Annotated in this window: 30 protein-coding genes; 14 read left to right on the top strand and 16 right to left on the bottom strand. The window is 70.7% G+C overall.

The genetic code is table 11. The features are described from left to right. Positions 1 to 49: 49 nt before the first annotated feature. From FE256_RS01790 to FE256_RS01780, 3 genes are read right to left on the bottom strand one after another with little or no spacing between them, the layout of a single operon-like run. Positions 50 to 706 (bottom strand): LON peptidase substrate-binding domain-containing protein, encoded by a 657-nt coding sequence (locus FE256_RS01790; RefSeq protein WP_138172514.1) that lies wholly within the window; start codon positions 704 to 706, stop codon positions 50 to 52. Positions 707 to 765: 59 nt separating this feature from the next. Then, on the bottom strand, positions 766 to 1809 hold the full coding sequence (locus FE256_RS01785) for an FUSC family protein (RefSeq protein WP_138172513.1): 1044 nt from the start codon (positions 1807 to 1809) through the stop codon (positions 766 to 768). 26 nt (positions 1810 to 1835) lie between these two features. Beyond that, on the bottom strand, positions 1836 to 2204 hold the full coding sequence (locus FE256_RS01780; protein ID WP_138172512.1) for a winged helix-turn-helix transcriptional regulator: 369 nt from the start codon (positions 2202 to 2204) through the stop codon (positions 1836 to 1838). A 92-nt stretch (positions 2205 to 2296) separates the two neighbouring features. On the opposite strand from FE256_RS01780, the gene FE256_RS01775 reads away from it, so the two are divergent. Further along, entirely contained in the window at positions 2297 to 3154 is an 858-nt protein-coding gene (locus FE256_RS01775; protein ID WP_138172511.1) for an SDR family oxidoreductase, read from the top strand. A gap of 16 nt (positions 3155 to 3170) precedes the next feature. Here FE256_RS01775 and FE256_RS01770 read toward each other — a convergent pair whose 3' ends face one another. After that, positions 3171 to 3521, bottom strand: a complete 351-nt coding sequence (locus FE256_RS01770) for a DUF2834 domain-containing protein (protein WP_138172510.1) — start codon at positions 3519 to 3521, stop codon at positions 3171 to 3173. A gap of 75 nt (positions 3522 to 3596) precedes the next feature. Here FE256_RS01770 and FE256_RS01765 point away from each other — a divergent pair, with 75 nt between their 5' ends. The 3 genes from FE256_RS01765 (at position 3597) to FE256_RS01755 (ending at position 5556) form a co-directional block, all read left to right on the top strand. Then, positions 3597 to 3938: a TraR/DksA family transcriptional regulator gene (locus tag FE256_RS01765; protein ID WP_138172509.1), complete on the top strand. Its 342-nt coding sequence runs from the start codon at positions 3597 to 3599 to the stop codon at positions 3936 to 3938. A 20-nt stretch (positions 3939 to 3958) separates the two neighbouring features. Continuing rightward, positions 3959 to 4174 carry an SCO4848 family membrane protein gene (locus FE256_RS01760; protein WP_138172508.1) on the top strand — a complete coding sequence of 72 codons (216 nt, stop codon included), beginning with the start codon at positions 3959 to 3961 and terminating at the stop codon, positions 4172 to 4174. 128 nt (positions 4175 to 4302) lie between these two features. After that, positions 4303 to 5556: an MFS transporter gene (locus FE256_RS01755; protein WP_138172507.1), complete on the top strand. Its 1254-nt coding sequence runs from the start codon at positions 4303 to 4305 to the stop codon at positions 5554 to 5556. On the opposite strand, the gene FE256_RS01750 is transcribed toward FE256_RS01755, so the two are convergent. Continuing rightward, on the bottom strand, positions 5538 to 6269 hold the full coding sequence (locus FE256_RS01750) for a YidC/Oxa1 family membrane protein insertase (RefSeq protein WP_138172506.1): 732 nt from the start codon (positions 6267 to 6269) through the stop codon (positions 5538 to 5540). The two genes, FE256_RS01755 and FE256_RS01750, sit on opposite strands and share 19 nt — an antisense overlap. An 87-nt stretch (positions 6270 to 6356) precedes the next feature. Beyond that, on the bottom strand, positions 6357 to 6644 hold the full coding sequence (locus FE256_RS01745; RefSeq protein ID WP_138172505.1) for a DUF6412 domain-containing protein: 288 nt from the start codon (positions 6642 to 6644) through the stop codon (positions 6357 to 6359). A gap of 65 nt (positions 6645 to 6709) precedes the next feature. Here FE256_RS01745 and FE256_RS01740 point away from each other — a divergent pair, with 65 nt between their 5' ends. Next, on the top strand, positions 6710 to 7219 hold the full coding sequence (locus FE256_RS01740; protein WP_138172504.1) for a glycine cleavage system transcriptional repressor: 510 nt from the start codon (positions 6710 to 6712) through the stop codon (positions 7217 to 7219). Here FE256_RS01740 and FE256_RS01735 read toward each other — a convergent pair. Further along, a complete protein-coding gene (locus tag FE256_RS01735; protein WP_138172503.1) occupies positions 7203 to 7595 on the bottom strand; it encodes a DUF3054 domain-containing protein in 393 nt (130 codons plus the stop codon). The genes FE256_RS01740 and FE256_RS01735 overlap by 17 nt on opposite strands. 114 nt (positions 7596 to 7709) lie before the next feature. On the opposite strand from FE256_RS01735, the gene FE256_RS01730 reads away from it, so the two are divergent. Beyond that, on the top strand, positions 7710 to 8135 hold the full coding sequence (locus FE256_RS01730; protein ID WP_171024140.1) for a VanZ family protein: 426 nt from the start codon (positions 7710 to 7712) through the stop codon (positions 8133 to 8135). Positions 8136 to 8161: 26 nt separating this feature from the next. On the opposite strand, the gene FE256_RS01725 is transcribed toward FE256_RS01730, so the two are convergent. Together FE256_RS01725 and FE256_RS01720 are read right to left on the bottom strand one after the other, a co-directional pair. Next, positions 8162 to 9244 (bottom strand): sensor histidine kinase, encoded by a 1083-nt coding sequence (locus tag FE256_RS01725; RefSeq protein ID WP_138172501.1) that lies wholly within the window; start codon positions 9242 to 9244, stop codon positions 8162 to 8164. Next, positions 9237 to 9905, bottom strand: a complete 669-nt coding sequence (locus FE256_RS01720; protein WP_138172543.1) for a response regulator transcription factor — start codon at positions 9903 to 9905, stop codon at positions 9237 to 9239. Before FE256_RS01720 ends, FE256_RS01725 begins: the two co-directional genes overlap by 8 nt. A gap of 51 nt (positions 9906 to 9956) precedes the next feature. Here FE256_RS01720 and FE256_RS01715 point away from each other — a divergent pair, with 51 nt between their 5' ends. Together FE256_RS01715 and FE256_RS01710 are read left to right on the top strand one after the other, a co-directional pair. After that, positions 9957 to 10469 carry a metallophosphoesterase family protein gene (locus tag FE256_RS01715; protein ID WP_138172500.1) on the top strand — a complete coding sequence of 171 codons (513 nt, stop codon included), beginning with the start codon at positions 9957 to 9959 and terminating at the stop codon, positions 10467 to 10469. 80 nt (positions 10470 to 10549) lie between these two features. After that, positions 10550 to 11155 carry a M15 family metallopeptidase gene (locus tag FE256_RS01710; protein WP_138172499.1) on the top strand — a complete coding sequence of 202 codons (606 nt, stop codon included), beginning with the start codon at positions 10550 to 10552 and terminating at the stop codon, positions 11153 to 11155. Positions 11156 to 11222: 67 nt separating this feature from the next. Here the strand turns inward: FE256_RS01710 and FE256_RS01705 are convergent, their stop codons facing one another. Together FE256_RS01705 and FE256_RS01700 are read right to left on the bottom strand one after the other, a co-directional pair. Further along, a complete protein-coding gene (locus FE256_RS01705) occupies positions 11223 to 12329 on the bottom strand; it encodes a fatty acid desaturase family protein (RefSeq protein ID WP_138172498.1) in 1107 nt (368 codons plus the stop codon). A 239-nt stretch (positions 12330 to 12568) separates the two neighbouring features. Then, positions 12569 to 12772 carry a cold-shock protein gene (locus FE256_RS01700; protein WP_026095524.1) on the bottom strand — a complete coding sequence of 68 codons (204 nt, stop codon included), beginning with the start codon at positions 12770 to 12772 and terminating at the stop codon, positions 12569 to 12571. Between the two features lie 598 nt (positions 12773 to 13370). Here FE256_RS01700 and FE256_RS01695 point away from each other — a divergent pair. After that, positions 13371 to 13859 carry a pyridoxamine 5'-phosphate oxidase family protein gene (locus tag FE256_RS01695; RefSeq protein ID WP_138172497.1) on the top strand — a complete coding sequence of 163 codons (489 nt, stop codon included), beginning with the start codon at positions 13371 to 13373 and terminating at the stop codon, positions 13857 to 13859. Positions 13860 to 13874: 15 nt separating this feature from the next. Here the strand turns inward: FE256_RS01695 and FE256_RS18550 are convergent, their stop codons facing one another. Beyond that, entirely contained in the window at positions 13875 to 14006 is a 132-nt protein-coding gene (locus FE256_RS18550) for a hypothetical protein (RefSeq protein ID WP_289508566.1), read from the bottom strand. Between the two features lie 113 nt (positions 14007 to 14119). On the opposite strand from FE256_RS18550, the gene FE256_RS18610 reads away from it, so the two are divergent. From FE256_RS18610 to FE256_RS01680, 3 genes are all read left to right on the top strand, one after another. Next, a complete protein-coding gene (locus FE256_RS18610) occupies positions 14120 to 14275 on the top strand; it encodes a DUF2256 domain-containing protein (protein WP_138172496.1) in 156 nt (51 codons plus the stop codon). After that, entirely contained in the window at positions 14272 to 15717 is a 1446-nt protein-coding gene (locus FE256_RS01685) for a cryptochrome/photolyase family protein (RefSeq protein WP_171024139.1), read from the top strand. Before FE256_RS18610 ends, FE256_RS01685 begins: the two co-directional genes overlap by 4 nt. 97 nt (positions 15718 to 15814) lie before the next feature. After that, positions 15815 to 17344 carry a catalase gene (locus tag FE256_RS01680; protein ID WP_138172494.1) on the top strand — a complete coding sequence of 510 codons (1530 nt, stop codon included), beginning with the start codon at positions 15815 to 15817 and terminating at the stop codon, positions 17342 to 17344. A gap of 24 nt (positions 17345 to 17368) precedes the next feature. Here the strand turns inward: FE256_RS01680 and FE256_RS01675 are convergent, their stop codons facing one another. From FE256_RS01675 to FE256_RS01665, 3 genes are read right to left on the bottom strand one after another with little or no spacing between them, the layout of a single operon-like run. Continuing rightward, positions 17369 to 17944 (bottom strand): DUF2238 domain-containing protein, encoded by a 576-nt coding sequence (locus FE256_RS01675; protein WP_252370867.1) that lies wholly within the window; start codon positions 17942 to 17944, stop codon positions 17369 to 17371. An 8-nt stretch (positions 17945 to 17952) separates the two neighbouring features. Next, the gene (locus tag FE256_RS01670) at positions 17953 to 18789 is read right to left on the bottom strand and encodes an endonuclease/exonuclease/phosphatase family protein (RefSeq protein WP_138172492.1); all 837 of its coding nucleotides are present in this window, start codon (positions 18787 to 18789) and stop codon (positions 17953 to 17955) included. Further along, positions 18789 to 19520, bottom strand: coding sequence for a glycosyltransferase family 2 protein (locus tag FE256_RS01665; RefSeq protein ID WP_252370866.1), 732 nt, complete (start codon positions 19518 to 19520; stop codon positions 18789 to 18791). The genes FE256_RS01670 and FE256_RS01665 overlap by 1 nt, the downstream gene beginning before the upstream one ends. An 85-nt stretch (positions 19521 to 19605) precedes the next feature. Between FE256_RS01665 and FE256_RS01660 the strand changes: the two genes are divergently transcribed. Further along, a complete protein-coding gene (locus tag FE256_RS01660) occupies positions 19606 to 20358 on the top strand; it encodes a sulfurtransferase (protein ID WP_138172490.1) in 753 nt (250 codons plus the stop codon). Next, the gene (locus tag FE256_RS01655; protein ID WP_138172489.1) at positions 20355 to 20852 is read left to right on the top strand and encodes a GNAT family N-acetyltransferase; all 498 of its coding nucleotides are present in this window, start codon (positions 20355 to 20357) and stop codon (positions 20850 to 20852) included. The genes FE256_RS01660 and FE256_RS01655 overlap by 4 nt, the downstream gene beginning before the upstream one ends. Position 20853: 1 nt before the next feature. On the opposite strand, the gene FE256_RS01650 is transcribed toward FE256_RS01655, so the two are convergent. Further along, positions 20854 to 21543, bottom strand: a complete 690-nt coding sequence (locus FE256_RS01650) for a hypothetical protein (protein WP_138172488.1) — start codon at positions 21541 to 21543, stop codon at positions 20854 to 20856. Between the last annotated feature and the right edge of the window lie 335 nt (positions 21544 to 21878).

Genomic DNA, 21878 nt, shown 5'->3' with positions numbered 1-21878 from the left:
GCGCGCCGTCGGCTGAGGCGCGTCCGGGTCAACGGTGAACTGACGGCGGTCAGTCCTCGTCCTCGGCGTCGTCTTCGTCCATGACGACGATCACGCCGTCGGGGACGGGGTCGCCCAGGAGCGGCTCGGCCGCAAGGGTGAGGTCGACGGTGGCGCGCAGCAACCCGCCCATCGTGGGGGAGCGCAGCAGCTCCATCTGATCCAGTTCGCCGAGCGGCGCGATCGCGGCGATCTGCCACGCGCGTTCGAGCGGTTCCTCGGAGAGCTCCACGTCGGGATCCCAGCGCGTCGCGCCGAACTCCCGTGCCCGCCCGAGCACGCGGCGAACGATGCGCTCCGCCTCGTCGAGCAGGGGCGCGAGGGCGTCGGTCCACTCCAGATCGGGCAGCGCGCGGACCTCGGCGCGGGGATACGGTGCGTCGTCGAGCCACCGCACGATCTCGAAGCGCTGCTCCCCGCGCGCGACGATCGACATCTGTCCCGCCTGGGGGACGACGTGACTCAGACGCGCCATGGTCCCCAGGGTGAAACGCTGGTCGCCCCCGCCGGTCTCGGTGCCGCGCTCGATGAGCACCACCCCGAACTCGGGATCGACCTCGTCGAGCAGCATCCCCAGCATGACGAGATAGCGCTCCTCGAAGATCCGCAGCGCCAGCGGCGTGTGGGGGAAGAGAACGGCTCCCAGCGGGAACATCGCGGTACCCATGCGACCAGTCAACCAGCGCCCGAGCGCGCCGGGGCCGTGTGCGGCGGGTTGGGGCGGTGTCAGGGGGTGTCGTCGCGCAGGCTCTCGTGGATGCGGTGCAGATCCATCAGGAGCGAGCCCACGAGTACCCAGTGCTCGGTCGACGGGGTGCGGATCTGCAGGGGCCGCGTCAGTGCGGGTTCCGGCTCCATCTGCTGCGGCTCGGTGCGCGGGTCCAGGCCGAAGCTCAGCCGCACGTCGTGCGCGGCGCGATGGAGCTGCTCGGCGATCGCTCGCACCGACGGATCCTCGACGATCGACGAGGTGTAGCCGTCGTAGACGGCCCGGGTCATCCCGACCGCCTGCGTCACCACCGGGGTGAACCGGTCGAGCCGGGCCTGCATGACCGCGAGGTCGGCGCGGTGGCGGGAACTGCGCGGGTTCAGCGACAGCGAGTCGGCGCCGTCGCGGATCGCGTCGGCCGCGGCATCCCGAACAGGCCTGAGCAGCCGCGCCTCGAGCAGGAGACCTTCCAGCGACTCGCGGGTCTGCGGTGTCTCGAGCGCGTCGGCGAGGCGCTCCAGAGCCGCGGCGAGCTCGCGGCCGAGGACCTCGATCTTCTCGCGGGCGGGCGGCACGAGCACCGGCGGGACGAGGGCGGTGTTGATCACGATGCCGATGAGGGCGCCGATGATCGTCTCGAGAACGCGGTCCAGCGCATAGTTCGGCGTCGCCGTTCCCAGCGCGAGCACGAGGACCGCACTGATCGCGACCTGGTTCGTGGTCCCGGGGGACATGCGCAGCACCCACGCCACCACGAGCGAGACGCCCGCAGCCAGCAGGATGACCCAGGTCGGGGATCCCAGCACGATCCCGAGCACGGAGGCGATGACCACTCCCACGATCACGCCGACGCTGCGCTCGACGGCCCGGGTGAACGACTGGTTGATGCTGGGCTGCACCACGAGAACGGCCGCGATCGCGGCGAAGATCGGGGGCGGTCCGGGCACGAGCAGGTCGGCGACGATCCAGGCGGCCACCATCGCCGCGGCCGACTTGGCGACCTGGAGGAACGGCCCGCGACGTGGCGAGCGGAACGTCAGGGTTTCGCGCGGGAGTCGCATGTCTCGAGCGTAGGACGCCGCGCGGGTCAGACGGATCGGTCGAGCATGCCGTCGGCGTGGTCGGCGACCCACGCCATGAGGGGCAGCATCCGCTCCATGAGGTCGCGACCGAGGTCGGTGAGCGCGTACTCGACGCGCGGCGGCACCTCGGGGTACGCCGTCCGCTGGACGAGACCGTCGGCCTCCAGGGTCTTCAGAGTGCTGGCGAGCATCTTCTCGCTGATGCCCGAGATGCCGCGTCGCAGCTCACCCCACCGCTGGGTCCCGTCGGAGAGCGTCACGAGCACGAGCACGCCCCATCTGCCCATGACGTGATCCAGCACCGTGCGGGTGGGACACCCGTCGGAGAAGACTCCCGGGTTGTCGGCCCGTAATTCCGAAAGACTCACCGTCATGTCAGTACCTAACCAGAAAGTGGGTACCTTCATTCCGGAATGTGAGGAGACGGTGGGCGTTGGCTCGGGCGTACCGATCGAAAGGACACCCCATGACCCTCCTCGTCACCGCCGCCAACGGACACCTCGGCCGCCTCGTCGTCGACGCGCTCCTCGCGCGCGGCATCGCGGCATCCGACATTGTCGCCGGCGTGCGCACTCCCGCAAAGGCGGACGACCTCTCGGCGCGCGGCATCCGCGTCGTCGAGTTCGACTACGCCCGACCCGACACTCTCGCCGCGAGCCTCGACGGTGTCTCGCGTGTTCTGCTCATCTCGGGCACGGACGCCGATCGCGTGTCGGGGCACCGCAACGTCATCGAGGCCGTCCGCGCGGCCGGTGTGGAGCGCCTCGTCTACACCAGCGCGCCGCGGGTCGACGAGATCGACTACGCCCTCGGCGCCGATCACCTGGCCACCGAGCGCGCGATCGCCGAGGCGGGGGTGGATGCCACGATCCTCCGCAACAACTGGTACACCGAGAACTACCTCGACGCCGTTTCGCGTGCGGCCGAGACCGGCGTGATCGCCGCCGCCGTGGGTGAGGCTCGCGTGGCGAGTGCCAGCCGCAAGGACTACGCCGAGGCCGCCGCCGTGGCGCTGACCACGGATGACCTGCGGGGACAGACGCTCGAACTCGGCGGAGACGTCGCGTGGACCTACGACGAACTGGCTGCCGCCGCCGGTGAAATCCTGGGCCGGGACGTCGCCTACCAGCCGATCTCGATCGAGGACCTCACGGCGGGGCTTCAGCAGGCGGGGCTGGATGCCGGAACCGCGGCGTTCGTGGCCGGCATCGACGACGCGATCGCGCGGGGCGCGCTCTCGCAGACCGACGGCACGCTGGCCCGCGTCATCGGGCGCCCGACGACCCCGCTCGTCGACGGGCTGCGCGCCGGTCTGAACCGCTGATCGGCACGGCCCGGGTTCACGCCGTCGCGCGGGCCCGGGCCGTCAGCTTCCGCTCCCGCATCGCCAGGAACAGCGGGAACGTGAAGGCGAAAGCCGTCAGCCCCGACAGCACGACGTAGAGCCAGGCGTGCCGCATGCCGACACGACGTCCCTCGATGAGGAGGAAGATGCTCCCGGCGATCGCGACGACGAGCAGGTCCACCGTGATCGACGACACCGCCGGCCCGCTGGAGACGAGGTCGCCGAGGAAGTCCGCCATCTGGACCACGGCCAGGATGTTGAAGGTCCAGGTGCCGACGAGACCGAGGATCGACAGCACGAGGAACGCCACGGCCAGCGGGGTCCAGTGCTTGGTGAGGGCTGTCATGCGCCGATCCTGTCGGGTACGGTCCTCACGATCCACCCTCGCGCCGGTGTCAGAGGTGCGCGGTACCGTCGGAGGATGAATGCCGACCGTGCCCGCGCCCTGCTCGATGAGCTGGATCGCGCCGTCGAGCGCCGCCTGGGGCACCTGACCGACGACGCCGAAAGCCTCCGGCATGACCGCGCGGATGCCACCGCCGACGACGAGCACGACCCCGAGGGTTCGACACTGTCGGGGGAGTGGGCGCAGGTCGACGCCCTGGCGCGCGCGGCGCGCGGGGAGCGGGACGAGATCCGCGCGGCGCGGGAGCGCGTGGCATCCGGAACCTTCGGCGTGTGCGAGGTGTGCGGGCGCCCGATCGCGGACGCGCGGCTGGAGGCCCGCCCCACCGCGCGCCGCTGCATCACCTGCGCGGCGTGAGCCGCGCGTAGGCTCGAGGGGTGGAACCGCTCCTGATCGTCCTGCTGTTCGTCAACGCCGCGTTCAACGCGATCGTCTGGCCGCGGTTCTACCCGCGCATCGCGCAGGACCCGCGGGCACGGGATGCCGCGGGCAAGCCGACGCCGTTCCTCATCGTGCACACGGTGCTCATCGCGATCGCCCTGGTGCTCGCGCTGGCCTCGCTCATCGCGGCGATCGCAGCGCTCGTCTCCTGACGCCGGACGCGCCCCGGGCCCGCGGCCGGGACGCCGGGTAGACTGGGGGCGCGGGTTCGCCCGCCGCACCTCGTGCATCTACCTACCGGACCGGCAAGGCGGCACCGCCCCACGCCCCGGAGATCCGCATGACCACGTCCCACCCCGCCCCGTCCGTCGCGCCGCGCGCGCTGATCCACCACACGGGGTTCTGGTACTTCCCGGTCGCGTTCGTGGCCCGACTGCCGTTCGCGATGATGACGGTGGGTGTCCTCGCGCTCGTCGTGTCGGCACGCGGGTCGGTCGCCCTGGGCGGCTTGACCTCGGCCGCCGTGGGCATCGGCGTCGTCGTGGCCGGACCCGTGCTCGGCGACCTGGCCGATCGCTTCGGGCAGTCGCGCGTGCTCGTTCCGACGGGCATCGCCAACGGTCTCCTCCTCGCCCTCTTCCCCGTCGTCGTGGCATCGCCCGCAGCCGACGGCATCCTGCTGGCCGCGGCGGTCGCGATCGGCCTCACCGGACCGCAGACGGCGGCGATGTCGCGCAGCCGCGTCATGGCGTTGATCGGGGCCCGCATTCCGGCTGAGCGCCGCGAGCGCACGTTCTCGCGCGCGATGGCCTACGAGTCCGCGGCGGACGAGACCGCGTTCGTCATCGGGCCGTTCGTCGTCGGTGTGCTCGCCGCCGTGATCGCGCCGTGGGCTCCCATCGCGGCCGCGTCGGTGCTGAGCTTCGTCTTCGTCACCGCGTTCGCGCTCCACCCCACCGGACGGGTCGTGCCGGTGGCGGCGGAGCGTGGAGCGATGGCTCCCGCCCGCGAGCTGCTGCGTCCGCGGATGCTGATGCTCGTCGTGGCGGTGTTCGGCGTCGGGGCGTTCTTCGGCTCGACTCTGACGTCGTTGACGGCGTTCATGGAGGCCCGCGGCGCGCCCGAGGCCGGAGCGCTGCTGTACGGCGTCATGGGGGTCGGCTCGGCGGTGCTCGCCCTCGCGGTGGCCGTCCTGCCCGCGCGGTTCGCGCTGCGGTGGCGTCTGGTCGTGTTCGCGATCCTGCTGTTCGCCTCGGCGGGCGCGTACTCGGTGGGCGGATCGGTGCTCACGGTGACCGTCGTGCTGTGCCTCATGGGCATCGGCGTCGGGCCGTCGCTCGTCACGCTGTTCAGTCTGGCCGGGCACCGCGCCCCCGCCGGGCGCACGGCCACGACCATGACGCTGCTCGCCTCGGCGCTCACGCTCGCCCAGGCGCTCTCATCGGCGGTCACGGGGGCCGTGGCCGAGCGGGAGTCGGTGGAGACGGCGATGCTGTTCCCCGCCGCCGCCGCGCTCATCGTCCTCGCGATGGCGGCACTCAACGCGGTCCACGCCCGCCGGTGGGATGCCACCCGTCAGCCCTCGATCGGATAGATGCGCCGCAGGACCCAGCGCTGCCCGAACGTCCACACCGACGTGACGGCGAGATACAGTCCCGCGGCGAGCGGCACGAACAGCGCGACGATCGCGGTCGTGAACGGCAGGACGGCGACCAGACGTCCGGCCCACGCGGGGGCTGCGGGATCCTGTGGCGGTCGCAGGAAGCGGCGGGTCAGTTCTCCCGCCCCGGCGATCACGACGACGACCCCGCCGAGAAGCGCGACGGTCATGGCATCCGCGGCCCCACTCGTGACGGCCGCGAGCAGACTCGTGCCCAGCGGCACCCCGGCCACGCTCTCGGCGAGCAGGGCGTTGGCATGTCCGGCGACCTGCGCGTGCAGGAACACGGCATAGAGCAGACCCACCACCGGGGCTTGCGCGAGCACGGGCAGGCATCCGGCGACGGGCGAGACCCCGGCGTCACGGTAGAGCTGCATCGTCTCGCGCTGCAGGCGTTCGGGGTTCTTCCCCCATCGTTGCCGCAGGACGCGCAGCCGCGGGGCGAGACGCGAACGGTCGCGTTCCGCGCGGGCCTGCGACACCCCGACGGGGATGAGGACCGCGCGGACGACGAGGGTGACGACGACGACGGCGAGAGCGGCGGCCGTGCCGCCGGCGACGGGGGACAGGAAAGACGTGAGGGCCAGCAGGCCCCGGGTGGAAAGGTCGAGCAGGGCCGCCAGCGGCGGCAGGGCGAAGAGGTCCAAGGCAGAGTCCGTTCGTGAGGGCGATCAGGGCGTGATCGGCCGCGAAGGGATGCCACGACGGCGCCGGAGTCGGCGCGGTGGGGCGGGTTACGCGGCCGGAGCCGCGCGCCCGGGCGCTCGCGGGCGGGGGTGCCCGGCGGCGTCGGGATCGCTCTGCGTGAGCGGAGCGGAGGGATCGATGGGCCGCGTCGCGCGGATCGGCGGCGGTTCGGCGGAGAGGCGGAACACGATCACCGCGATCGCGACGGCCACCACCACCGCGGCGGCCAGCGCGAGGGCCAGCAGCGGGGCCGGCGAGGATCCTCCGTCGGGGAGGAGAGCGAGCTCGGTGGCGACGAGCAGGAGGTTCAGCGCGGTGAGGAACGATGCGAACACCCCGGCACCCCTCTCCTCGATCCGCCTCTCACGCTATCAGCGGGTCGGTGGCTACGCTGGCGGGCATGACGACTCTCGTGATCACCGTGGTGGGGGACGACCGGGCGGGGCTCGTGGCCGCCGTCGCCGACATCGTCGACGTCCACGGCGGCAACTGGGAGACGAGCGAGCTCGCCGAGCTCGCCGGCGCCTTCGCCGGGATCATCGAGGTGTCGGTGTCGCCGGAGCGGGCCGACGACCTGCGCTCCGCACTCGAGGCCCTCACCGGGACGCTGACCGTGTCGGTGCACGGGCCGGGCCCTGTGCGCGCGGCGGTGGGACGGTCGGTGTCGCTGACCGTGCTCGGCAACGACCGCCCCGGGATCGTCCGCGAGATCACGGGCACACTCGGCGCGCGGGGTGCGAGCATCGAGCGCATGTCGACGCACACCACGGATGCCGCGATGTCGGGCGGCCGCTTGTTCGAGGCCGCGCTCACCGCGACGCTCGCCGACGGGGGTCGGGTCGACGACCTGGTCGAGGACCTTCAGCGCCTCGCGGCCGAGATCCAGGTCGACGTCACGCTGATCGACTGACTCGGGCTCGCGTCACGAGCGCGGCGATCGCGCGCCAGCCGACGAGGAAGAGCAACAGGGTGAGGCCGGCCACGATCACGAACGCCACCTGGACGCCCTGACCGCTCAGCGCCCGCAGCAGCATTCCGGCCACGAGCGTCACGGCCCAGACGGGCAGTCCCGTGCGCACGGGCGCGAGGGGGCGGCGCCACCCGCGAGCCACGGCCCAGCCGAGCAGCAGCGCGACCAGGAACGGCCACGCCGTCGTGGCCAGGCCCGCCCCTGCCGGGCCGAGGACGTCGCCGTCGTGCGTCGCGCGGCCGATGGCCGCGAAGACGACGATGAGGACGGCATCCACGACGAGCGCGAGGGCGGAGGAACTGCGCGGTGTCGACACGGATCCATCCTCGCATTCGGATGGGCGACGGGTATCGCGGACGTATCGTTCCGCGCAGACGCGAGCACAATGGCGGATCCGTTCGGATGGAGTCCCCGACCCCTGGAGTCTCCCGTGTCCGATCGCCCCGCTCCCTCGCTCACCACCGCCCGCGTTCTCGTCGCCGCCGCCGTGCTCGCCACCGTGGCCGGACTGACCCTGGCGCCCCGCAGCATCGCGTGGCCGGCGAGGACGCTCCTCCTCGACGTGCTCGCTCTCCTGCCCTCGCGCTGGAACGACGTGCTCCTCGGCGGGGACGCCGACACCGCGCTCAACGTCGCGTTCTTCGTGCCGCTCGGGATGGCGCTGGCGATGCTGCTGCCGCTGCGGTGGTCGCCGGCATCCGTGCTCGTGGGCGCGGCGGTGTCGGTGGGGGTGGAGACTGCGCAGTCGGTGATCCCCGGGCGCGTCCCCGACGCGGGAGACGTCCTGGCCAACAGCGCCGGCGCACTCGTGGGGACGATCCTCGTCGTCGTGGCGCGGCTTCTCGTGCGACGGTGACGGGGCGCGGTGCCGACGGTGCCCGGTCAGCGCGGCAGCCGCAGACGCGCGTACAGGCCCCCGCCCTCTCGCGGCCACAGTTCAAGCCGGCCGCGGTGCGCCCGTGCGATCGAGGCGACGAGGGCGAGTCCCAGTCCGGCACCGTCGGCGGATCCGCGGGTGCGGCCGGCTCCGCGGACGAAGGGCTCCGGCAGGGTCGCGACGAGTTCGCGGGAGAGCAGCGGACCGGTGTTCGCGACGTCCACGATCACGGCATCCGCGTGCTCGGTCACGGCGATCCGCACCCAGCCGTGAGCGACGTTGTGCACCACGGCGTTGCGCACGAGATTGTCCACCGCTTGGCGCGCGAGCATCGCGTCGCCCGCGGCGACGCCGACCGCCGGCGTCATGATCGCCAGGTCGACTCCCGCGGCCTCGGCGTCGGGTCGGACCTCCGCCACGACGGAGGCGAGCAGCCCGCCGATGTCGACCGCTTCGCGCGGGAGCTCGGCTCCGCGCGAGGCGCGGGCGAGTGCCAGGAGCGCCTCGGTGAGACGGATGGCGCGCTCGTTCGTGACCTCGAGACGGTGGACGAGCAGGGCCAGGTCCACGGTGTTCGGATCGGCCCGTGCGACCTCGAGCAGCGTGCGCATCGTCGCCAACGGCGTGCGCAGCTCGTGCGACGCGTTGGCGGCGAAGCGCTGCTGCTCGTCCATCGTCTCGCCCACGCGCGCGAGCATGGCGTCGAACGTGTCGGCCAGATCGGTGAGCTCGTCGCGGTGCCCCGCGAGGTCGACGCGGCGGGACAGATCACCGTCGCGCACGGCTCGAGCGACTTCGGTGATGCGAGTGAGGGGGCGCAGCATCACCCCCGCGACCATCCATCCGCCGGCGAGTCCGACGATCGCGAGACCGGCGACCGTCAGCCACGCGTACCGAACGAACGCCTCCATCAGGTCGCGGCGGGCCGGCGTGAAGGCGCCGCTGTCCGAGGACAGGTTGCCCTCCGGGACGAAGCGCAGCACGAGGAAGCCCAGCGCGAACACCGCGGCCCCCACGAGGACCACGAACGCGGCGTAGCTCAGGGTGAGCTTGACGCGCACGGACAGACCGGGCGCGCGCTCACGCATCGGCCGGGCCCATCCGGTAGCCGACGCCCGCAACCGTCTGGATGAGCCAGGGCTCGCCGAGGCGCTTGCGCAACGTCGAGATCGTGATCCGCACCGCATTGGTGAAGGGATCGGCGTTCTCGTCCCACGCCCGCTCCAGCAGCGTCTCGGCACTGATCACCCCTCCCCCGGCAGCCATCAGCACCTCCAGCACCGCGAACTGCTTCCGGGTGAGCGAGACGTACCGGCCGTCGCGGTACACCTCGCGGCGGAACGGATCCAGCCGGATGCCGTGCTGCTCGAGCACGGGCGGGGCTCCGGTCGGGGGACGGCGGGCGAGCGCCCGCAGGCGCAGGACGAGCTCGCGCAGAGCGAAGGGTTTGGTGAGGTAGTCGTCGGCACCGTTCTCGAAACCGCTGGCCTTGTCATCGAGTCGATCGGCGGCGGTGAGCATCAGCACGCGGGGTGCGGAGGGACGCGTCGACAGGTGTCGGGCGATCTCGTCGCCGTTGGGCCCGGGGATGTCACGATCCAGGACGACCACGTCGTACGCGGTGTAGCCCAGGAGCTCGAGGGCGGTGTCGCCGTCCCCGGCGATGTCGGCGGCGATGGCGTCGAGGCGGAGGCCGTCGCGGATCGCCTCGGCGAGGAAGGGCTCGTCCTCGACGATCAGCACGCGCATGTCGTCATCGTAGGCGGGCACGTGTATCGCGAGTGTAAGTAGCGTGGGGTCATGGCGACCCGACTGCTCCTCGTGGCCGACACCCACGTCCCGAAACGCGCGCGGGCGCTCCCCGCGGCGGTGCGCCGCGCGGCATCCGAGGTCGACCTCATCGTGCACGCGGGAGACTGGGTCGAGGCGGGCGTGCTCGACGAGCTGAGTGCCCACGGGCCTGTTCTCGGTGTGTGGGGGAACAACGACGGCGACGACCTCCGCTCCCGGCTGCCCGAAGTGGCGCGGGCCGAGATCGAGGAAGTGCGGGTGGCGGTCGTGCACGAGACGGGCGCGGCCGCGGGGCGCGAGGCGCGGATGGATGCCGCGTTCTCCGACACCGACCTGCTCGTGTTCGGTCACAGCCACATCCCGTGGGACACGGTCACGCCGGGCGGTCTGCGGCTGCTGAACCCCGGTTCACCGACCGACCGTCGACGTCAACCGTCGTGCACGCTCATGACCGCCACACTCGCCGACGGCGGTGTCCACGACGTGCGCCTGCACGCGGTGTCGCGCGATCCGGGCGACTGACCGTCGCGCGGCCGCCCGTATCGTCGGCATATCTCGGACGGCATACGCCCGGGCAACGGCCCGCCCGGTCGACTGGGACCATGCCCTCCCCGTCGCCCGTTCCCATGCGCGCCGACCGTCACCGTCTCGTCTTCGCGGCGGTCGCCGGCGGCCTGATCCTGATCCTCCTCGCCGTCATCACGCTTCTGGCATCCGCGACGGCGTCGTCGTTCACCGAGCGCGTCGTGGCGGGCGTGGCCTTCTCGCCGACCGAGGCCGACGGCATGATCGACGCGGATACGCCGCTCGGGGTCGACGACGATACGCACCCCGCGATGACGGGCCTCGACCCTGTCCTGCGCGACGCCCTGCGCGCGGCGCAAGAGGCCGCGGAGGTCGACGGCATCGTCTTCGACGTCACGAGCGGGTGGCGCAGCGTCGACTACCAGCGCTGGCTCCTCGGCGACGCGATCCGCACCTACGGAAGCGAGGAGCTGGCGCGCGAGTATGTTGCGTCTCCCGAGGACTCCAGCCACGTCACCGGGCACGCGGTCGACATCGGATCGCTCGATGCGCAGCTGTGGCTCGGCGACCGCGGGCGGGAATGGGGACTGTGTCAGACGTACGCCAACGAGCGCTGGCATTTCGAGAAGGCGACGGAGGCAGGGGGAGAGTGCCCCATTCCGCACCCGGACGCCCGCGGCTGATCCGGCCGCTCGAACGACGACGCCGCCCCCCGGGATCCGGAGGCGGCGTCGTCAGGCGAAGCGGGTGTCAGACACGCCGGGCCGCGGAGGTCATCGGGCACTCGAACGGGTCGCGGGCGGCGAGGCCCACACGGTTCAGGTAGGCGATGACGATGCCGTAGGACTGCAGCAGCGTGGTCTCGACGTAGGGCACGTTGAGGGTCGCACAGTGCTCGCGGACGATCTCGCGGGCACGGCTCAGGTGCGGGCGCGGCATGTTCGGGAACAGGTGGTGCTCGATCTGGTAGTTCAGGCCGCCCATGAGCCAGGTGGCCCACCAGCCGCCCGAGATGTTGCGGGAGGTACGGACCTGCTTGCTGAAGAAGTCGAGCTTGGCGCCCGGCGCGATGACGGCCATGCCCTTGTGGTTCGGGGCGAAGGAGGCACCCATGTACACGCCGAACACCGCCAGCTGCACGCCCAGGAACGCGAAGGCCATCCCGATCGGGAGGAACACGAACACGGGAGCGACGAAGACGGCGAAGCGCAGGGCGATCAGGGCGAGCTCGGTCCAGCGGCCCTTGACCTCGCCGCGCGAGAGGAGGTGGCGGATCGCGAGGGCGTGGAGGTTGAGCCCCTCCAGCGTCAGCAGCGGGAAGAACAACCAGCCCTGGCGCAGCGTGATCCAGCGACGCAGGCCCCGCGCGGTGGCGGCATCCTCGTCGAGGAAGGAGATCGTGTCGATCTCGATGTCGGGGTCTTTACCGACGCGGTTCGGGTTGGCGTGGTGACGAGTGTGCTTCGTCGCCCACCAGGATTGGCTCATGCCGACGACGCCGTTGCCGATCCAGAGCGCCAGTCGGTCGTTGGCCCGGCCGGAGGCGAAGATCTGCCGGTGATTGGCCTCGTGGGCGAGGAAGGCGACCTGGGTGAACAGGATGCCGAACGCGGCGGCGATCAGGAGCTGGAACCAGCTGTCGCCGAGGAGGACGAATCCGGTGATCGCGCCGCCGAAGCCGAGGACGATGGCGGTGCCGACGAGGGCGTAGAAGACACGGGTGCGGACGAGGAGTCCGCTCTCGCGAACGACCTGGGACAGCTCTGTGTAGGCCTTCGCGATCGGGGGGAATTCGGTGGTGCCGGCGTACGTCTGACGAACGGGGCCGAGACGGGACTCGACGATGGTGGAGGCGATGAAGATGCTCCTCGAAGTGATGACCGTAGTCGGGAGCCGGAGCAGATGCCCGGGCTGAGGCTCACACTACGGGGGTGTCCATGAGGCCGTCGGTATACGACCCCATGCACGGCATACTCACCGGAAGTCGACACCTCTCGGACATTGCTCCATCGTTCGGCGGATACCGCATTGCGCGAACGACGAAGGCCGGGGCGTCGCCGTAGCGACACTCCCGGCCTCCGTTGAGGAGCGTGAGCTCAGAGGGGACGAATGTTCGCCGCCTGCATGCCCTTGGGGCCCTGCTCGGCGTCGAATTCGACCTTCTGTGCTTCCTGCAGCTCCTTGAAGCCATTGCCCTGGATCGCGCTGAAGTGCGCGAACAGGTCGGCCGAGCCGTCGTCGGGTGCGATGAACCCGTAGCCCTTCTCGGAGTTGAACCATTTCACGGTGCCAGTGGCCATCGTGTTCTTCCTTTTTCTTTTCGGGCCGCTGGTGCGGCCGTGGGCGCCGATCCGACGCGTGCGGATCGGACGGGGAGCACGCGACGCCGGGAGGGCGGTGCGTACGCGGTGGGCGTCGACGGCGGACTGGGCCGCGTCGACGGAGTCATGTATGCCGAGATCTTCGCCGCGCGCACCCTGGGCCTCGAAGCCCTCGGGGATGGCGCCGACGAATCCGGCGTAGGAGGAATCGGCCATCGCGACGAAGACGTCGAGATCGGCCTGGCGCCACGACAGTGGCGGGGGAAGCAGAACAGACACAGAAGCTTTCAGCGCGAAGCGGGCGGCGGAGGAGCCGCATCGGCGCGACGCGCGCGGAGATGAGGGGGGAATTGCATCGATCACGGCTCGGTGCCGTGCGCCCGGCATCTCAGCGATGAGGCGGACGTCGATGAAGCAAGTCCCAGAACGAATACTCCACGGTAGCACGGATGGTTCTCTCGGCACATCGTTCTTTTCGACATCCCGTCGCGAGCAGATGTCCGTCGCGACGTCAACCGCTGGCGGGCGATCTGTCGAAGGGGTGGGCTGGGCGCCCCACCGGAAAGAGGAGGACCCCATGTCCGACACCGTCGCCGAGCTCGAGAAGCTCAACGAGATCCTGAAGAAGTTCCGCTTCGCCATGCTCACCACTCGGGCCGAGGAAGGCGACTTGCACGCCCACCCGCTCACGGTCCAGGAACGCGAGTCCGACGGGGATCTGTGGTTCATCGTGGGCACGCACGCCTCGGCCGTCGAGCACGTGCGACGCGATCCGAAGGTGGGTCTGTCGTTCAGCTCCGACGGGCTGTGGCTCTCACTCGCGGGCGAGGCGGAGGTGATCGACGACACGGCGATGTTGAAGGAACTGTGGTCGACGAGCGTGGAGGCATGGTTCCCCGACGGCCCCGAATCGCCCGACATCGCCCTGCTGAAGGTGTCGGCGTTGAGCGGAGAGTACTGGGGGAGCGCCGGCGGTCGCGTCGCGACGGCGATCGCTCTGGTGACATCCAAGGTCACCGGTGAACGACCCCGCGCCGAGAACGAGAAGTTCGACCTGCCCGGCTGAGCGAAGCGCCCGGGATCAGCCGCCGGAGGGGTTGTCCACGGGAGCGCCGTCGTCGTCGGTGCCGTCGGGGATCTGGGGCGCGTCGGCCGTCTCCAGCTCGTCGGGCTGATCGGCGGTGTCGGGGGTGCTGTCGGGTGTAGAAGTCATGGCATCCACTCGATCAGCGTTGCCCGCTCCGCGCACGACCCTTGCGTGAGAGCGCTCGGTGTGCTGTCCGCAAGCCCCCGATCCTCCGGGGCGTGCGCTGACAGCATGACGGCATGGCACGACCCCCGTTGCGCACGAAGCCCTGCGCCTTCTGCGGCAGACCCTTCTCGGATCGCAAGCGCTGGAGCGGGCGCGATCAGTGGGACGAAGTCCTCTACTGCTCGCGCGGATGCCGAGCGAAAGCGGCCGCAGAGCGGCGGGGCGCATGAAGGCCGCGCTCATCCTCGCGACGCAGCAGTTCGCCGCGCACCCCGCGTTCTCGGACGCGGACGTCGAGGAGTTCTTCTTCATCGAGTCCGGTCCGCGGTTCGCGAAGCTGCCGTACCACCGGCACAAGATCGTCCTGCTGGTGTCGGCCATGCGGCACACGGCGGCGCGGCTCGAGGCGGACGGGCGCACCGTGCGACGCGTCGCGCTGGGTGACGACCTCACGTTCGCGGACGCCCTGACCGGACTGCTCACCGCGCACGGGGTCGACGAGCTGACGTGGATGAGCGATGCGAACCGCCCCGTCGACGACCGCATCGCGCGTCTGTGCGCGGAGCTCGGGGTCGAGACCGACATCCTCTCCGACGCTCTGTTCCTCACCCCCGAGGACGATCTCGACGAGTGGTTCGCGGAGCATCCCACGCCGCTCATGGAGGACTTTTACCACTGGCAGCGTCGGCGCACCGGCATCCTGATGGACGGCGGAAAGCCTGCGGGGAGGCGCTGGAACTTCGACGCCGACAATCGCAAGCCGCTGCCCAAGAAGGGACTCGACGTCCCCGCGCTTCCGCGCCCGGAGCGGGACGAGATCACCGAGGCCGTGATCGCCGAGGTCGACGAGCGCTTCCCCGACCACCCGGGGAAGGCCGCCGATTTCTGGCTGCCGGTCACGCCCGCGGACGCACGCGCATGGCTCGACGTCTTCGTCGCCGAGCGCCTCGGCGACTTCGGGCGGTACGAGGACGCGATGAAGTCCGACGAGCCGTTCCTCTTCCACGCGGTGATCTCGCCGATGCTCAACATCGGTCTGCTCACCGTCGACGAGGTCATCGCGGCCGTCACTCGCACGGATGCACCGCTCGCATCCGTCGAGGGGTTCGTGCGGCAGGTGATCGGCTGGCGGGAGTACATGCGCGGCATGTACCGGGCGCACCCGAAGCTCGAGCACGTGAACGCGCTGCACCTCGAGAAGCGCGTGGAGGACTATTGGTACTCGGGGGAGGGCATCCCGGATGACCTGCCGATCCCGGTCCGCACCGTTCTCGAACGCGTCCATCGGTGGGGCTACGCGCACCACATCGAGCGCCTCATGGTGCTCGGCAACTGGTTCCTGCTGCAGGGGTACGCGCCGCGCGAAGTGAACCGCTGGTTCCTCGCCCTGTTCGTCGATGCGTACGACTGGGTCATGGTCCCCAACGTGATGGGCATGAGCCAGTTCGCCGACGGCGGGTTCGTCGCGACCAAGCCCTATGTCTCGGGCGGCGCGTACCTGCAGAAGATGGGCTCGTGGTGGCCGACGGCTCAGGATGCCAAGGACTCGGTGTTCACCGAGGCGTACTGGGCGTTCCTCGAACGCCACGAAGACGCCCTCGCCGGCAACCACCGGCTGTCTCTGCCTCTTGCGCAGATGCGTCGGCGACGGGAGGCGCGGGCCGGCTCGTGACGGTAGGCGGTCGGGTCACGAAGCGCAACAGGTCGCCTGCCTGCGCCCACCTGCGTAGCGTCGGGAACGACCCCCGACCCCCGACGTGAGGAGCGCCATGACCACCCCCACCACCGCGAACAACGGAGCGCCCGTCGGCAGCGACGAGCACTCGCAGAGCGTCGGAGCCGACGGCTCCATCGCTCTGACCGACCACTACCTCATCGAGAAGCTCGCGCAGTTCAACCGCGAGCGCGTGCCCGAGCGCGTCGTGCACGCCAAGGGCGGCGGGGCGTTCGGCACCTTCCGCACGACCGGCGACGTGTCGGCCTACACACGGGCGGCCCTGTTCCAGCCGGGCGTCGAGACCGAGATGCTCGCGCGTTTCTCGTCGGTCGCCGGCGAGCAGGGCAGCCCCGACACGTGGCGCGACCCCCGCGGATTCTCGCTGAAGTTCTACACGACTGAGGGCAATTACGACCTCGTCGGCAACAACACCCCCGTCTTCTTCGTGAAGGACGGCATCAAGTTCCCCGACTTCATCCGCTCGCAGAAGCGCCTCCCCGGCAGCCACCTGCGCGACAACACGATGCAGTGGGACTTCTGGACCCTCTCACCCGAGAGCGCGCACCAGGTGACGTGGCTCATGGGCGACCGTGGCATCCCGGCCTCGTGGCGCCACATGAACGGGTACGGCTCGCACACGTACCAATGGATCAACGCTGACGGCGAGCGCTTCTGGGTCAAGTACCACTTCCACACCGACCAGGGGCACAAGACGCTCACGCAGGACGAGGCCGACCTCATCGCCGGTCAGGACGCGGACTTCCACATCCGCGACCTGTACGCCGCGATCGAGCGGAGCGAGTTCCCCACGTGGACGCTCAAGGTGCAGATCATGCCGTACGAGGATGCCAAGACCTACCGCTTCAACCCGTTCGACCTGACGAAGGTGTGGCCGCACAGCGACTACCCCGAGATCGAGGTCGGCACGATGGAGCTCAACCGCAACCCGGGCAACTACTTCGCCGAGATCGAGCAGGCGGCGTTCGAACCGTCGAACTTCGTGCCCGGCATCGATGGCAGCCCCGACAAGATGCTGCAGGCCCGCATCTTCAGCTACGCCGACGCGCACCGCTACCGCGTGGGGACGAACTACCAGCAGCTGCCGGTGAACCGTCCGCACACCGAGGTGCACTCCTATTCCAAGGAGGGCGCGATGCGGTACGAGTACAACCCGCCCGAGGTGCCCGTCTACGCGCCGAACTCGGCCGGCGGCCCCGCGGCCGACCCGCGGCGCACGGGCGATGGCGGCTGGCAGAGCGACGGCGAACTCGTCCGCTCGGCGGCGACCCTGCACCCCGAGGACGACGACTTCGGTCAGCCCGGGACGCTCGTGCGCGACGTGATGTCGGCCGAGGAGCGCGACCGTCTCGTCGAGACGGTCGCCGGCCACGTCGGGGGAGTCACTCGCGCCGAGGTGCGCGACCGGGCCGTCCAGTACTGGAAGAACGTGGATGCCGAGGTCGGCTCCCGCATCGAGGCGGCGCTGCCGCCGCTCGAGGAGTCGACCGACGCGGGCGAGCAGCTCAGCGAGCCGAACCCCGACGGCGACCTCGTGGGTCGCGACGTCGCCGGACGCATCTGACGCGTTCCCGGGGCGGTCGCGCGGTCACAGCGCCGCGCGGTCGCTCCGGGTCAGCCGGATCCGGGATGCCAGGATGCCGACGATGAGGGCGCCGATACCGCCCGCGGCCATATCGCCGATCGTGTCGTCGTACGTGACGAAGATGCTGTCCGTGATGAAGCGGTAGCCGAACCACTCCACCATCTCCCACACGGCGCTGAGGGCGAGCCCCGCGATCGTCGCGACGACGATCGGGGTCCGGCGACGACCGGTCGGCGCGATGACGCCGGAGTCCTTGAGGACGATCAGGGCGACGGCGGCGAGCACGCCCGTGCACGCGGCATGCACGACGAGGTCCCATCCCGTCCACGCCCGGTACAGGTCGAGGACGTTGCTCCCCGCCGCGACGAACACCGTGACGCACGTCACGAGGTCCAGGCCGGAGCGCAGCCCCAGCATGCGCGAGAGCATGACGGCCGGGAGTGCCATGGAGAGCACCGCGGTGTCGGTCGCCGGCAGTGCGAACGACGACACGAGGACGATGAGAATCGCGACGGCGCGCACGACATCCGCGGTCCACTCGACGGGGGTGCGCGGAGGCCGCTGGAGGTTGGCGTACATCGCGCCGATCATCGGCTCTCCGCCTGCACCGGGATTCGCACGACGGCCTGCACCGGCAGGTGGTCGGACGGCCAGCTCGTCCCCGTCGGACGGGGGTCGATACCCACCCCGCGCACGCCCACGTCGCGGGTTGTGAGGATCGCATCGATACGGCGGGCCCCGAGCTTCGGCCGGCGGTAGTTGTTGAACGTGCCCCATTCGGCGGTGCGGCGGACCGGGGTGTACGCCCAGGTGTCGACCAGCCGGCCCTCGTCGAACATGTCGGCCAGCTCGGCCGAACGCACGTGGGCATTGATGTCGGCGGTGAACAACAGCGGAGCGCTCTCGCCGGCGACGACGTCGTTCAGCCAGCGCGCCGAGTGCCGTCGGGCGCGGCGCGAGAACGCGTCGAAATGGGTATTGACGAACACGAAGCGCCCGGAGGTGGCGCGGTCGCGCATCCGGGCGATCACCGCGATGCGGGGGATCGAGTTTCCCCAGCCCGTGGACCCGGGAACGTCGGGGGTGTCGGAGAGGGCGATCTGCTCCCAGTCCTCGACCTCCAGCCGGTCGCGGTCGTAGAAGATCGGCGTGCCCTCGCCACCCCGGTCGCGCCCGCGGCCGAGCCCGACACGCCCGTAGGTCGAGCCGAGAGACTCCTGCACCCACCGCGCCTGGTCGGGCATCGCCTCTTGCGAACCGAGCAGGTGCGGACGATTCGCGCCGAGGAACGTCCGCAGGCGCTGCTTGCGCAGACCCCAGCGATCGGCGGGCGGCCACGTCATCCGCTCGAACCGACGACGCACGTTGAAGCTCATCACGTGCAGGTCGGGGGCGGAGACGTTCGGGAAGAGCACGGCCGCCATCAGCGGCGCCGGCCCAGGCGTCGCGCCCACCGCAGGGGCGGGATCTCGCGCGGCCAGTGCGCGAACACGGTGCCCATCCCGCGGGAGAAGCTCTTCGCGAACCGTCGCGGTCGCACCGTGCGGGAGGAGACGCGCATGTGCCGTCCCGAGACGATACGGATCCGGTGGTCTTCGCCGAGGTGGAACGCCAGGTCGAGGTCGTCGTGCAGGCGGGGATCGAGGTGCACACGATCGCGCACGCTCTCCCACGCCGCCCGCCGGAACGCCATGTTGGAGCCCCACAGAGGGGCGTGACCGAGCGCCGGGTACGCGAACGCCGTGTAGGTGCCGAGGAACGCCCACGCCATCGGCCGACGCTGCCTCTCGGGGCCGTCGTGGAACACGGCGCCGGCGGTGACGGCATCCACTTCCGGGTCGGCGAGGGCGTCGACCATGCTCGCGATCCACCCGGGGGCCGGAAGGCTGTCGGCGTCCAGCCGGAGGATGAGGTCGCCCTGGGCGGCGTCGTATCCGGTCGCGGCGGCGGCGGGGATGCCGCGCTCGCCGCAGAACACCACCCGGGCACCCGTCGCCCGCGCGACGGCGGCACTGTCGTCGGTGGAGGCGTTGTCGACCACGACGATCTCGTCGGCGGGGCGCGATTGCGCGGCGAGCGCCCGCAGGCAAGCGGCGAGGGGAACGGCGTCGTCGCGAACGGGGATCACGACCGACACGGTGGGATCTTGGGGCACGGATCCTCCAGGGGGACGGTCCTGCCACGTTAGCGACAGCGGCGGCGGGCTCGGACCGCCTTGCGCTCTGCGTACCCTGGATGCCATGGCATCCGCGGCATCCGTCCTCAACGTCTCGGCGTATCTGTTCACGCGGATCGACGACCCCGCGGTGCTGCGTCCCGTCCTGAAGGAACGCGCCGCGGCGGCGGGGCTGCGCGGGACGATCCTGCTCGCCGAGGAGGGCATCAACTTCTTCCTCGCGGGCGAGGCTTCCGGTGTGCGCGGGTTCGTCGACGAGCTGCGCGCGGATGCCCGCTTCGCGGAGCTGACCACGAAGGAGAGCTGGTCGGACACGGTGCCCTTCGGCAAGCTCCTGGTGAAGGTCAAGCACGAGATCATCCGCATGGACCGCCCCGAGGTGCGCCCGCAGGACCGCCGCGCGCCCGCCGTGTCGCCTGCAACGCTGCGTCGGTGGCTCGACCGGGGAGTCGACGACGAGGGCCGAGAGGTCGTCCTCGTCGACACCCGCAACGCGTTCGAGGTCGACTACGGCACGTTCGCGGGCGCGAAGGACTGGCGGATCGAACGCTTCACCCAGTTCCCGGATGCCGCGACCGCCCACCGCGACGAGCTCGCGGGCAAGACCGTCGTGAGCTTCTGCACGGGCGGCATCCGGTGCGAAAAGGCGGCGCTGTATCTCCGCGACGAAGGACTGGACGCGTACCAGCTCGACGGCGGCATCCTGGGCTGGTTCGCCGCGGAGGGCGACGCGCACTGGGACGGCGATTGCTTCGTCTTCGACGAGCGCGAGGCCCTCGACGCGACGCTGTCGGTGCGGGCTAGCCTCGAGGCATGACCTCGCTGACCGATGGTGCCGAGCTGCGCCGCGCCCGCCCGGGCGACGAGCCCGGCATCCTCGCGTGCATCCAGGCGCTCGCCGACTACGAACGCGAACCGGATGCCGTCGACAACACGGTCGACATGCTCACCGAGACGCTCTTCGGCGATGACCCGCGCGCGTTCGCCTTCGTCGTCGACGGGGGAGAGGGCGAGATCCGCGCGATCGCGATCTGGTTCCTCACGTACTCGACGTGGACCGGGCGCCACGGCATCTGGCTCGAAGACCTCTACGTGCACGAGCCGTACCGTTCGAACGGGTACGGCGTCGCGCTGCTGTCGGCGCTCGCCGCAGAGTGCCTCGAGCGCGGCTATCCGCGACTGGAGTGGACGGTGCTCGACTGGAACGAACCCGCGATCGGCTTCTACCGTGCCCTCGGCGCGGAGGCGATGGAGGAGTGGACCACGCGGCGCGTCACGGGCGCGGCGCTCGAGGCGCTGGCGGGTCGCTGAGCTACGACTCGATGCGCGCGAGCGAGAGCGTCAGGAAGGGCAGGCTGTCCCGCGGGAGCACCGTGGTGCAGACGACGTGTTCGTTCACGCGGACGCCGACGGCATAGACGAACGGGTCAGTGTCGATGTGTACTCCCGGACGCTCCTCTCCGTCCACGCTGATCGAGGAATCGGCGACCGCGCTCGCTTTCACCTTCCACGCGTCCGCTGTCGTCGGGCCGGCCGGAAGCCCGAGCTCCTCGCGGAAGCTGTTCCGCAGGAAGTGATTCGTGTGGTCGAGGAGCTGCTGCGCGAGGGAGTGCCGATCGCGGTCGGGTGATGCGTGCCACGTGGTGCGGGTCGCTTCCCACAGCATCGGATAGAGGAAGATCCGCGCCTGCTCCTTCAGCCAGGCGGGTCGGCCCCCCGGCGGATCGCCCTCGATCGCGCGCCGGGTCCGCTCGTCCACCTCGATCTCGTTCCGGGGGTCGGAGCGGTCGTCGGGATACCGCCACAGGGTGTAGGTGAACTGCACGGAGACTTCGTCCGCGCCGTTCGGCCCGCCCATCTCGGTGAACCCCGTCATCGGGACGCGCGTGAGGGAACGCTGCGGCCGGAGCTGGAACACCGGAAACGGGATCGCGCGCAGCCGGATGTCGGACGCGGTGCCCGGATCCGGGGCGTCGATGGGCACGGTTCCGCCGAACTCCATGTCCTCCAGTCTCTCCGAGGGGCGTGTCCATTCCCACCCCTGTCACGGGAACGGGTCATAAGGAGAGGGCACCACGCCGGAGGCACTCGCCGGAAGAGAAGCCAGGCGATCCGCGCGAGCGCCGAGAACGTGCGGAGGCGGCCAGGGCGACGGACGGCGCCGAACGCGGCGCGGTCGGGGGCCCGCTCGACGACGTTGCAAGGCCCGGAAGCTCTCGATCTGTCGGGCTAGGAGGTCGATGTCGCCGCCCGAATGCGGGTCTCCGTCGGAAGCGAGACGGGTCCGGTCACGAGCGCGATCGGAGGTATCGCGTCATCGAACAGGGGTCCGCCCTC

The sequence above is a fragment of the Microbacterium sp. 5K110 genome (genome assembly GCF_005774735.1).
In the GTDB taxonomy this organism is placed as follows: domain Bacteria; phylum Actinomycetota; class Actinomycetes; order Actinomycetales; family Microbacteriaceae; genus Microbacterium.
This window is presented reverse-complemented; position numbering and strand designations above follow the sequence as displayed.

Coding starts and splice junctions, on each gene's coding strand:
- FE256_RS01790 (WP_138172514.1), bottom strand. CDS start 706: ATGGGTACCGCGATGTTCCCGCTGGGAGCCGTTCTCTTCCCCCACACG.
- FE256_RS01785 (WP_138172513.1), bottom strand. CDS start 1,809: ATGCGACTCCCGCGCGAAACCCTGACGTTCCGCTCGCCACGTCGCGGG.
- FE256_RS01780 (WP_138172512.1), bottom strand. CDS start 2,204: ATGACGGTGAGTCTTTCGGAATTACGGGCCGACAACCCGGGAGTCTTC.
- FE256_RS01775 (WP_138172511.1), top strand. CDS start 2,297: ATGACCCTCCTCGTCACCGCCGCCAACGGACACCTCGGCCGCCTCGTC.
- FE256_RS01770 (WP_138172510.1), bottom strand. CDS start 3,521: ATGACAGCCCTCACCAAGCACTGGACCCCGCTGGCCGTGGCGTTCCTC.
- FE256_RS01765 (WP_138172509.1), top strand. CDS start 3,597: ATGAATGCCGACCGTGCCCGCGCCCTGCTCGATGAGCTGGATCGCGCC.
- FE256_RS01755 (WP_138172507.1), top strand. CDS start 4,303: ATGACCACGTCCCACCCCGCCCCGTCCGTCGCGCCGCGCGCGCTGATC.
- FE256_RS01740 (WP_138172504.1), top strand. CDS start 6,710: ATGACGACTCTCGTGATCACCGTGGTGGGGGACGACCGGGCGGGGCTC.
- FE256_RS01725 (WP_138172501.1), bottom strand. CDS start 9,244: ATGCGTGAGCGCGCGCCCGGTCTGTCCGTGCGCGTCAAGCTCACCCTG.
- FE256_RS01720 (WP_138172543.1), bottom strand. CDS start 9,905: ATGCGCGTGCTGATCGTCGAGGACGAGCCCTTCCTCGCCGAGGCGATC.
- FE256_RS01715 (WP_138172500.1), top strand. CDS start 9,957: ATGGCGACCCGACTGCTCCTCGTGGCCGACACCCACGTCCCGAAACGC.
- FE256_RS01710 (WP_138172499.1), top strand. CDS start 10,550: ATGCCCTCCCCGTCGCCCGTTCCCATGCGCGCCGACCGTCACCGTCTC.
- FE256_RS01700 (WP_026095524.1), bottom strand. CDS start 12,772: ATGGCCACTGGCACCGTGAAATGGTTCAACTCCGAGAAGGGCTACGGG.
- FE256_RS01695 (WP_138172497.1), top strand. CDS start 13,371: ATGTCCGACACCGTCGCCGAGCTCGAGAAGCTCAACGAGATCCTGAAG.
- FE256_RS18550 (WP_289508566.1), bottom strand. CDS start 14,006: ATGACTTCTACACCCGACAGCACCCCCGACACCGCCGATCAGCCCGAC.
- FE256_RS18610 (WP_138172496.1), top strand. CDS start 14,120: ATGGCACGACCCCCGTTGCGCACGAAGCCCTGCGCCTTCTGCGGCAGA.
- FE256_RS01685 (WP_171024139.1), top strand. CDS start 14,272: ATGAAGGCCGCGCTCATCCTCGCGACGCAGCAGTTCGCCGCGCACCCC.
- FE256_RS01680 (WP_138172494.1), top strand. CDS start 15,815: ATGACCACCCCCACCACCGCGAACAACGGAGCGCCCGTCGGCAGCGAC.
- FE256_RS01675 (WP_252370867.1), bottom strand. CDS start 17,944: ATGTACGCCAACCTCCAGCGGCCTCCGCGCACCCCCGTCGAGTGGACC.
- FE256_RS01670 (WP_138172492.1), bottom strand. CDS start 18,789: ATGGCGGCCGTGCTCTTCCCGAACGTCTCCGCCCCCGACCTGCACGTG.
- FE256_RS01660 (WP_138172490.1), top strand. CDS start 19,606: ATGGCATCCGCGGCATCCGTCCTCAACGTCTCGGCGTATCTGTTCACG.
- FE256_RS01655 (WP_138172489.1), top strand. CDS start 20,355: ATGACCTCGCTGACCGATGGTGCCGAGCTGCGCCGCGCCCGCCCGGGC.
- FE256_RS01650 (WP_138172488.1), bottom strand. CDS start 21,543: ATGGAGTTCGGCGGAACCGTGCCCATCGACGCCCCGGATCCGGGCACC.